Source organism: Streptomyces sp. ATLC9, assembly GCF_057196705.1.
Genome location: NZ_JBXUOY010000219.1, coordinates 1 through 8,984, shown reverse-complemented (window position 1 = coordinate 8,984; position 8,984 = coordinate 1). Strand labels below are relative to the sequence as shown.

At 73.4% G+C, this 8,984-nt stretch carries 8 protein-coding genes; 6 read left to right on the top strand and 2 right to left on the bottom strand.

Annotated elements, in window-relative coordinates; genetic code table 11:
* Positions 1 to 278 precede the first annotated feature (278 nt).
* The 6 genes from dxr to AC2CJA_RS20140 all read left to right on the top strand — a co-directional run bounded on the left by dxr (position 279) and on the right by AC2CJA_RS20140 (position 7,660).
* Positions 279 to 1,550: a 1-deoxy-D-xylulose-5-phosphate reductoisomerase gene (dxr, locus tag AC2CJA_RS20165; RefSeq protein ID WP_484604096.1), complete on the top strand. Its 1,272-nt coding sequence runs from the start codon at positions 279 to 281 to the stop codon at positions 1,548 to 1,550.
* Positions 1,547 to 2,851 (top strand): M50 family metallopeptidase, encoded by a 1,305-nt coding sequence (locus AC2CJA_RS20160; RefSeq protein ID WP_484604095.1) that lies wholly within the window; start codon positions 1,547 to 1,549, stop codon positions 2,849 to 2,851. The genes dxr and AC2CJA_RS20160 overlap by 4 nt, the downstream gene beginning before the upstream one ends.
* A gap of 161 nt (positions 2,852 to 3,012) precedes the next feature.
* Positions 3,013 to 4,167 (top strand): flavodoxin-dependent (E)-4-hydroxy-3-methylbut-2-enyl-diphosphate synthase, encoded by a 1,155-nt coding sequence (ispG, locus tag AC2CJA_RS20155; RefSeq protein ID WP_241716403.1) that lies wholly within the window; start codon positions 3,013 to 3,015, stop codon positions 4,165 to 4,167.
* Positions 4,168 to 4,254: 87 nt separating this feature from the next.
* Positions 4,255 to 5,100 (top strand): GNAT family N-acetyltransferase, encoded by an 846-nt coding sequence (locus AC2CJA_RS20150; protein WP_484604094.1) that lies wholly within the window; start codon positions 4,255 to 4,257, stop codon positions 5,098 to 5,100.
* 131 nt (positions 5,101 to 5,231) lie between these two features.
* Positions 5,232 to 5,765 (top strand): GNAT family N-acetyltransferase, encoded by a 534-nt coding sequence (locus AC2CJA_RS20145; protein WP_484604093.1) that lies wholly within the window; start codon positions 5,232 to 5,234, stop codon positions 5,763 to 5,765.
* 173 nt (positions 5,766 to 5,938) lie between these two features.
* Positions 5,939 to 7,660 carry a proline--tRNA ligase gene (locus AC2CJA_RS20140; RefSeq protein ID WP_484604092.1) on the top strand — a complete coding sequence of 574 codons (1,722 nt, stop codon included), beginning with the start codon at positions 5,939 to 5,941 and terminating at the stop codon, positions 7,658 to 7,660.
* Between the two features lie 42 nt (positions 7,661 to 7,702).
* On the opposite strand, the gene AC2CJA_RS20135 is transcribed toward AC2CJA_RS20140, so the two are convergent.
* Together AC2CJA_RS20135 and AC2CJA_RS20130 are read right to left on the bottom strand one after the other, a co-directional pair.
* Positions 7,703 to 8,614 carry an aminoglycoside phosphotransferase family protein gene (locus tag AC2CJA_RS20135; protein ID WP_484604091.1) on the bottom strand — a complete coding sequence of 304 codons (912 nt, stop codon included), beginning with the start codon at positions 8,612 to 8,614 and terminating at the stop codon, positions 7,703 to 7,705.
* A gap of 43 nt (positions 8,615 to 8,657) precedes the next feature.
* Positions 8,658 to 8,984 (bottom strand): DUF4439 domain-containing protein (locus AC2CJA_RS20130; protein WP_484604090.1); only part of this gene is annotated, 327 nt, incomplete at its 5' end.

Sequence of the window (8,984 nt, the reverse complement as noted above, 5' to 3'; positions counted from 1 at the left end):
CGGGGGCCCGGAACGGGGGTGGGGCGAGGGGAGAGTGGGGGGCGGAAACCCCCGCGGGGGAAACCCGCCCCCAACTCGACGCCATGGACGTGGTGGACACGGCCGCCCCCGCGCCGCTGGACGACCTCGCCCTCCACGGGCTGGGCGTAATGGTCCTCGTCGCCGCCGTCACCGGCCTCGGACTGCTGTTCCTGCGCCCGGGCACCGGCCGGGTGGCGCGGGGCGGGGCGTCGCGACGCGGTGTCCGGGCCGTCTCGCGGACCGGACACAATGGGGGGATGACCGACAGTCCCGCTCCTCTCGCAGACCCGCGTCTGCGCCACCCGGCCGACACCCCCGCCGGGGACGGCCCGCGCGACATCGTGATCCTGGGCTCCACCGGATCGATCGGCACCCAGGCCGTCGACGTGGTGCTGGCCAACCCCGACCGCTTCCGGGTGACCGCGCTGTCCGCCGCGGGCGGCCGGGTGGAGCTGCTGGCCGAGCAGGCCCACCGGCTGAGGGTCCGCGCCGTCGCGGTCTCCGATCCGGGCCGGGCCGGCGAGCTGCGCGAGGCGCTGCGCGCCCGCTACGGCTCCGCCGAGCCGCTGCCCGAGGTGCTGGCCGGGCCGGAGGCGGCCACCGAACTGGCCGCCTCCGAGTGCCACACCGTCCTCAACGGGATCACCGGCTCCATCGGCCTGCGCCCCACCCTGGCCGCCCTGGAGGCGGGCCGCAGTCTGGCCCTGGCCAACAAGGAGTCCCTGATCGTCGGTGGTCCGCTGGTGAGGGCGCTGGCCGGGCCGGGGCAGATCATCCCCGTCGACTCCGAGCACTCCGCGCTGTTCCAGGCGCTGATGAGCGGCACCCGCGCCGAGGTGCGCAAGCTGCTGGTGACCGCCTCCGGCGGCCCCTTCCGGGGGCGCACCCGCGAGGAGCTGGAGCATGTCACCCCCGAGGACGCCCTGGCCCACCCCACCTGGGCGATGGGCCCGGTGATCACGGTCAACTCCGCCACCCTGGTCAACAAGGGCCTGGAGGTCATCGAGGCGCACCTGCTGTACGACATCCCCTTCGACCGCATCGAGGTCGTCGTCCACCCGCAGTCCTACATTCACTCGATGGTGGAGTTCGAGGACGGCTCCACCATCGCCCAGTGCGGCCCGCCCGACATGCGGCTGCCCATCGCGCTCGGCATCGGCTGGCCGCACCGGGTGCCCGACGCCGGCCCCGTCTTCGACTGGTCCAGGGCGATGAGCTGGGAGTTCTTCCCGCTGGACGGGAAGGCCTTCCCGTCCGTGGCGCTGGCCTGCCACGTCGGGGCCCTGGGCGGCACCGCGCCGGCGGTGTTCAACGCCGCCAACGAGGAGTGCGTCGAGGCGTTCCTGTCCGGCGGGCTGCCGTTCAACGGCATAGTGGATACCGTCGCCGCGGTGGTCGAGGAGCACGGCACCCCCAAGGGGCGCGGTCTGACCCTGGACGAGGTGCTCGACGCCGAGACCTGGGCGCGCGCCCGCGCCCGCGAACTGGTGGTACACATGACACGACGGACAGCGGAGGCACGCGCATGACGACGGTGATGACCATCCTCGGCATAGTCGTCTTCGTCGTCGGCCTGCTGTTCTCCATCGCCTGGCACGAACTGGGCCACCTGTCCACCGCCAAGATGTTCGGCGTCCGCGTGCCGCAGTACATGGTCGGCTTCGGCCCCACCCTGTGGTCGCGGAGGAGGGGCGAGACCGAGTACGGCGTCAAGGCGATTCCGCTGGGCGGCTACATCCGCATGATCGGCATGTTCCCGCCCGGCGAGGACGGCGCCGTCCGGCAGCGCTCCACCTCTCCCTTCCGGGGGATGATCGAGGACGCCCGCGCGGCGGCCTACGAGGAGCTCCGGCCGGGCGACGAGAAGCGGATGTTCTACACGCGCAAGCCCTGGAAGCGCGTGATCGTGATGTTCGCCGGCCCGTTCATGAACCTGGTGCTGGCCGTGGCGATCTTCCTCGGCACGCTGATGATCTTCGGCATCAACACCACGACCACCACCGTCTCCTCCGTCTCCGAGTGCGTGGTCAGAGTCTCCGAGCGCACCGACACCTGCCCGGAGGACGCACCCGACTCCCCGGCCAAGGCCGCCGGCCTGAAGCCCGGCGACACCATCGTCGCCTTCAACGGGGCCGAGGTCACCGAGTGGGACGACCTCCAGCGGCGCATCCGCGACACCATCGGACCGGCCGCCATCACCGTCGAGCGCGACGGCGGGCGCGAGGTCCTCCGGGCGGACCTGGTGAGGAACGAGGTCGCCAAGTCCGACGGGCGCGGCGGCTACGTCGAGGGCGAGTACGTCACCACCGGCTTCCTCGGGTTCTCCCCGGCCACCGGCGTGGTCGAGCAGTCCTTCCCGCAGGCGGTGGACCGCATGGGCGACATGATGGTCGCCGGCGCCGAGGCGCTCACCCGCCTGCCGGAGAAGATCCCCGGCCTGTGGAACGCGGCCTTCGCCGGCGCCGAGCGCGAAGCGGACTCCCCGATGGGCGTGGTCGGCGCGGCCCGCGTCAGCGGGGAGATCTTCGCCCTGGAGATCCCGGCGGAGCAGCGGGTGGCGATCACCCTCCTCACCCTCGCCCTGTTCAACCTCTCCCTGTTCCTGTTCAACATGCTGCCGCTGCTGCCGCTGGACGGCGGCCACATCGCGGGAGCCCTGTGGGAGTCTCTGCGCCGGGGCCTGGCCAGGGTGCTGCGCCGCCCCGACCCCGGCCCGTTCGACGTGGCGAGGATGATGCCGGTGGCGTACGTGGTGGCCGGCGTCTTCGTCTGCTTCACGCTGCTGGTGCTCATCGCGGACGTGGTCAACCCCGTACGCCTGACCGGCTGACGCGGCGGTGTGCGGGGTCCCGGGGGCGCCCGGGGCCCCGCACCGCGCACCGCGCACGGCGGACCACGGTGTGCCCCGGGCACCGGGCGTACCGTAATCTCGGAGGCCGGAGCCCGCCGCCGAACGGGGCACTGGACCACAGCTTGGGGTTGCACACCACAATGACAGCCATTTCGCTCGGAATGCCGTCCGTACCGACCAAACTGGCCGACAGACGGGCCAGCCGGAAGATCCAGGTCGGCTCGGTGGCCGTCGGAGGCGACGCCCCGGTCTCCGTGCAGTCGATGACCACCACCGTCACCGCCGACATCGGCGCCACGCTCCAGCAGATCGCCGAGCTGACCGCCTCCGGGTGCGAGATCGTCCGCGTGGCCTGCCCGTCCCAGGACGACGCCGAGGCGCTGCCGGTCATCGCGAAGAAGTCCCAGATCCCGGTGATCGCGGACATCCACTTCCAGCCCAAGTACGTCTTCGCGGCCATCGACGCCGGCTGCGCGGCGGTGCGCGTCAACCCGGGCAACATCCGGCAGTTCGACGACAAGGTCAAGGAGATCGCCAGGGCGGCCTCCGACGCCGGGGTGCCCATCCGCATCGGCGTCAACGCCGGCTCCCTGGACAAGCGGCTGCTGGCCAAGTACGGCAAGGCCACCCCCGAGGCGCTGGTGGAGTCCGCGCTGTGGGAGTGCTCGCTGTTCGAGGAGCACGGTTTCCGCGACATCAAGATCTCGGTCAAGCACAACGACCCGGTGGTGATGGTGGGTGCCTACCGGCTGCTGGCCGAGCGGTGCGACTACCCCCTCCACCTGGGCGTCACCGAGGCCGGGCCGGCCTTCCAGGGCACCATCAAGTCGGCCGTCGCCTTCGGTGCCCTGCTGAGCGAGGGCATCGGCGACACCATCCGGGTGTCGCTGTCGGCCCCGCCGGTGGAGGAGATCAAGGTCGGCATCCAGATCCTGGAGTCCCTCGGTCTGCGGCAGCGCCGGCTGGAGATCGTCTCCTGCCCCTCCTGCGGCCGGGCCCAGGTGGACGTCTACAAGCTCGCCGACGAGGTCACCGCCGGGCTGGCGGGTATGGAGGTCCCGCTGCGGGTGGCCGTCATGGGCTGCGTCGTCAACGGGCCCGGCGAGGCCCGCGAGGCCGACCTCGGGGTCGCCTCCGGCAACGGCAAGGGCCAGATCTTCGTCAAGGGCGAGGTCATCAAGACCGTCCCCGAGTCCAAGATCGTCGAGACCCTCATCGACGAGGCCATGAAGATCGCCGAGCAGATGGAGAAGGACGGCGTGATCTCCGGTGAGCCGGAGGTCTCCGTCAGCTGACCGACCGGCCGGCGCCGCCCGCCGCGGCCGGGGGTAAAGTCGGAAGACACTCCCCAGCCACCACGGCCGCACGGTGAGGCATCCCACGTGTTGACGACCACCACCACCCGCGTCCTCGGGTCCCACGAGCTCGACGACGCCCTCGCGGTGCTCGACCGCGAGCCGGTCAGCAACGCCTTCGTGGCCTCCCGTGTCCGGGTCTCCGGCCTGGACCCGTGGCGGCTGGGAGGCGAGATGTGGGGCTGGTACCAGCGCGGGCGGCTGGAATCCCTGTGCTACGCGGGCGCCAACCTCGTCCCCGTCTGCGCGGGGCGGGAGGCGGTGCGCGCCTTCGCCGAGCGGGCACGCCGCCAGGGGCGGCGCTGCTCGTCCGTCGTCGGCCCGGCCGGGGCCACCGCGGCGCTGTGGGCCCGGCTGGAGCCGCACTGGGGGCCGGCCCGCGAGGTCCGCCGCCACCAGCCGCTGATGGTCGCCGACCGCGTGCCCGCGGGCATACGGCCCGATCCGTACGTGCGGCGCGTCCGCAAGGACGAGACGGATGTGGTGATGCCCGCCTGCGTGGCGATGTTCACCGAGGAGGTCGGCGTGTCGCCGCTGGCCGGGGACGGCGGGCTGGTCTACCAGGCCCGGGTCGCCGAACTGGTCGGCGCCGGCCGCTCCTTCGCCCGCATCGAGGACGGCCGGGTGGTCTTCAAGGCCGAGATCGGCGCCGTCACACCGCGGGCGTGCCAGATCCAGGGCGTGTGGGTCGCGCCCGAGTACCGCGGCCGGGGCCTGTCGGTCACCGGCATGGCGGCGGTGCTGCGTTACGCGCTGACCGAGGTGTCCCCGGTCGCCAGCCTCTACGTCAACGACTACAACACCGCCGCCCGCGCCGCCTACCGCCGGGTCGGCTTCCGCGAGGCCGGGGAGTTCATGAGCGTGCTGTTCTGAACGCTCCCGGACTATTCGGACTATTCGGACGGCTCCGGGTGGTCCCGAAGGCTCCGCAGGCCCCTCAACGGACCATGGTCCGCGCGGGTGTTCGCCCGATCCCGCCGACCTCTCCAGTAGGGTCGGTCACCATGGAAGAAGCCCAGGTCGGTCCCCTGGACCTCGCGGCCCGCGTGGACGAGGCGCTCGCCGTACAGGCCGTCGCCTTCGGACTGACCGACGACGAGGTGGAAGTGCGCCGCCACATCGTGCTGCGGCACGCCGCGTCCCCCGGGGTCCGGGCGCTGGGCGCCACCACACCGCGGGGGCGGCTGGTCGGCTTCGTCTACGGGATGCCCAACGACCGCACGCAGTGGTGGTCCACGGTCGTCGAGCCGTATCTGCGGCGCGACGGGAACGCCGGATGGCTGGACGACGCCTTCGTCATCACCGAACTGCACGTCCACCCGGCGTACCAGAAGCACGGCATCGGCCGTGCGCTGATCACCGCGATCACCGACGCCGCCGCCGAGCCGCGCTCGATCCTCTCCGCGATCGACACCGAGAGCCCGGCCCGCGCCCTCTACCGCTCGCTGGGCTACCGGGACCTGGCCCGCCAGGTGCTGTTCCCCAGTGCCGGGAGTCCGTACGCGGTGATGGGTGCGCCGCTGCCGCTGCGGCGGTGAGGCGGGTCCGGCCGGGGGTCCGGGGGGTGCCCCCGGGAGGTGGAGTCCCAGCGCCGGGAGTCCGTACGCGGTGATGGGTGCGCCGCTGCCGCTGCGGCGCCGGTAGTCTCCTGGGCGGGCCGCATCACCGGTGCGGCTCCCGGAAACCGACCCACCGCACGCAGGAGAAACCCATGGCAGCCCGTGTCCAGCGCATGTCCCGGCTCATGCTGAAGACGCTGCGCGAGGACCCGGCCGACGCGGAGACCATCAGCCACAGGCTTCTGGTCCGCGCCGGCTACGTACGCCGCACCGCCGCCGGGATCTGGACCTGGCTGCCGCTGGGCAAGCAGGTCCTGGAGAACGTCACCCGGATCGTGCGCGAGGAGATGGACGCCATCGGCGCCCAGGAGGTGCTGCTCCCGGCCCTGCTGCCCAAGGAGCCCTACCAGACCTCGGGCCGCTGGGAGGAGTACGGCGACCTGCTGTTCCGGCTCAGGGACCGCAAGGGCGCCGACTACCTCCTCGGGCCCACCCACGAGGAGATCTTCACCCAGGTCGTCAAGGACCAGTGCACGTCCTACAAGGACCTGCCGGTGATGCTCTACCAGATCCAGACCAAGTACCGGGACGAGGCCCGCCCGCGCTCGGGCGTCCTGCGCGGCCGGGAGTTCCTGATGAAGGACTCCTACTCCTTCGACACCACCGACGAGGAGCTGGCCGAGTCCTACCGGCTGCACCGCGAGGCGTACGTGCGGATCTTCACCCGGCTCGGCCTGGACCACCGGGTCGTCTCCGCCGTCTCGGGCGCGATGGGCGGCTCGGCCTCCGAGGAGTTCCTCGCTCCGGCCGCGGCCGGCGAGGACACCTTCGCCGACTGCCCGGCCTGCGGATACGCCGCCAACACCGAGGCCGTCACCTTCCCGCTGAAGCCGGCCGACCCCATGGGCCACCCGCCGATCGAGGAGCTGGACACCCCCGACACCCCCACCATCGAGACCCTCGCCGACCACCTGGGCGTGCCCGCCTCCGCCACCCTGAAGAACCTGCTGGTCAAGGTGGACGGGGAGATCTGGGCCGTGGGCGTGCCCGGCGACCGCGAGGTGGACCTCGGCAAGCTCGCCGAGCACCTGGCGCCCGCCACCGTCGAACTGGTCGCCGCCGAGGACTTCACCGGCCGCCCGGCCCTGGTGCGCGGCTACGTCGGTCCGCAGGGCCTGGCGGGCGCCGCCTTCCGCTATGTCGCCGACCCGCGCGTGGCCCCCGGCACCTCCTGGATCACCGGGGCCAACAAGCCCGACACCCACGCCCGCAACGTGGTGTGCGGCCGGGACTTCGAGGTCGACGAGTACCTGGACGTGGTCACCGTCGAGGACGGCGACCCCTGCCCGTCCTGCGGCGCCGGGCTGAAGCTGGACCGGGCCATCGAGATCGGCCACATCTTCCAGCTCGGCCGCAAGTACGCCGACGCCTTCTCCCTGGACGTACTCGGCCGCGAGGGCAAGCCCGTCCGCGTGACCATGGGCTCCTACGGCATCGGCGTCTCCCGCGCGGTGGCCGCGCTCGCCGAGCAGACGGCCGACGGCCAGGGCCTGTGCTGGCCGCGCGAGGTGGCCCCGGCCGACGTCCACATCGTCGCCGCCGGCAAGGGCGCCCAGATCGAGACGGCCCTGGAACTGGCCGGGAGGCTGGCCTCCGCCGGGGTGCGCGTCCTGGTGGACGACCGCACGGGCGTCTCGCCCGGTGTGAAGTTCACCGACGCGGAGCTGATCGGCGTGCCGGAGATCCTGGTGGTGGGCCGGGGCGCGGCCAAGGGCCTGGTGGAGCTGAAGGACCGGCGCACCGGCGAGCGCGAGGAGGTGCCGGTGGACGAGGCGGTGGAGCGGCTGGCCCGCTCGGCCGGCGAATCCGCCTGAGCCGTCGCCGCGGGCCCCTCACCGGGGCCCGCGGTCCGGGGCTCACAGCCAGCCGGCGAACTCCAGCAGCGCCTCGCCGTCGGCACGGTCGCCGGCGGCGATGTGCCGTGCGCCCGACTCCACCGCCCGGTACAGGCTCCAGCCGCGCAGCCGGTCGCGGTCCACCTCCAGGGAGTTCGCCAGCTTGGTCACCCGGCGCCGGGCGATCGCGGGGGCGCCGGAGCCGGCGGCCAGGTCGTGCAGCCGGTCGCGGACGAGCCGGGCCAGGTCGTACGCCCGCTCGCCCACCAGCGGATCGGGCCCGACCACCAGCCAGTGGGCCCGTCCCGGGCCCGCCGACAGCACCGCCCCCTGCCGGAAGTCGCCGTGCAGCAGAAGGTGCTCGGGGGCGTCGGCGAGCAGCTCGGAGCGCAGGGCCAGGGCCTCGTCGGCCAGCGGGCGGGCCTCCTCGGGCATGTGCGCGCGGATTCCCTCCACCGCCCGTCCGGTGTGCTCCTCCACGGTGACGAAGGGGTGCTCGCCGTCGGGGACACCGGGGGGAGAGGGGGACACCCACAGCCGGTGCAGTGCCGAGACCGCCTCCAGGGTGGCCTTCGCGTCCGGCAGCGAGCGCAGCGACACCTCCGCGTGCAGCCGCTCCAGCAGCAGCGCGCCGTCCTCGGGAGCGGCGTCCAGCAGCCGTACCGCGCCGTGCCCCTCCCAGCGGGACAGCGCCGCGGCCTCGTCCGCCGCGCCCGCGGCGCGCAGCTTCAGCGCGGCCGGCGAGCCGTCCGCCCGGCGGACCAGGACGACCAGGCTGCCGCGTCCGCCCGGGGAGATCACCCGTTCGGCCGTCAGCCCCCAGCGTGCCAGCGACGTCCGTACCAGTCCGGGCAGCCGTGCCAGCCAGGGGGAGTCCGCGCCCAGGAAGCGCACCAGCCGCTGCGGTGGTTCGACGTGCGGAGCCGATGTCATGCCCGGGCGTCCCTTTCGTCGTCGGCTTTGCGCGGGGAGTCCCTCAGAGGGGCTCCGGGCCCGCCCGCGCGGCGCGCTCGGCGAGACCTGGGAAGGGTACGCCCGTGCCGCGCCAGCGTGCCGCGCGGACCGCGGTCTCCCGCAGCGCGGCGGCCGCCTCCCGCCGCAGCCCGCCCTCGCCGGCCCGGACCAGGTCGGCGTAGACGGCGGCCACCCGCTCCTCCAGCGCGGCGGCGAGCCGCACCGCCGCGGCGCCGTCCGGGACCGGGAAGGGCAGGGAGTAGGCCGCCGCGGCGGGCTCGGGCGCGGCACCCATCCGCCGTACCGCGCGGCGCAGGACGTCACGGCGCGCGCGGTGGGCGTCGTGAGC

What these genes read in the sequence shown, in the direction of transcription:
- AC2CJA_RS20145 (WP_484604093.1), top strand. Translation starts at nt 5,232, where the DNA reads ATGGAAGAAGCCCAGGTCGGTCCCCTGGACCTCGCGGCCCGCGTGGAC.
- AC2CJA_RS20140 (WP_484604092.1), top strand. Translation starts at nt 5,939, where the DNA reads ATGGCAGCCCGTGTCCAGCGCATGTCCCGGCTCATGCTGAAGACGCTG.
- ispG (WP_241716403.1), top strand. Translation starts at nt 3,013, where the DNA reads ATGACAGCCATTTCGCTCGGAATGCCGTCCGTACCGACCAAACTGGCC.
- dxr (WP_484604096.1), top strand. Translation starts at nt 279, where the DNA reads ATGACCGACAGTCCCGCTCCTCTCGCAGACCCGCGTCTGCGCCACCCG.
- AC2CJA_RS20135 (WP_484604091.1), bottom strand. Translation starts at nt 8,614, where the DNA reads ATGACATCGGCTCCGCACGTCGAACCACCGCAGCGGCTGGTGCGCTTC.
- AC2CJA_RS20160 (WP_484604095.1), top strand. Translation starts at nt 1,547, where the DNA reads ATGACGACGGTGATGACCATCCTCGGCATAGTCGTCTTCGTCGTCGGC.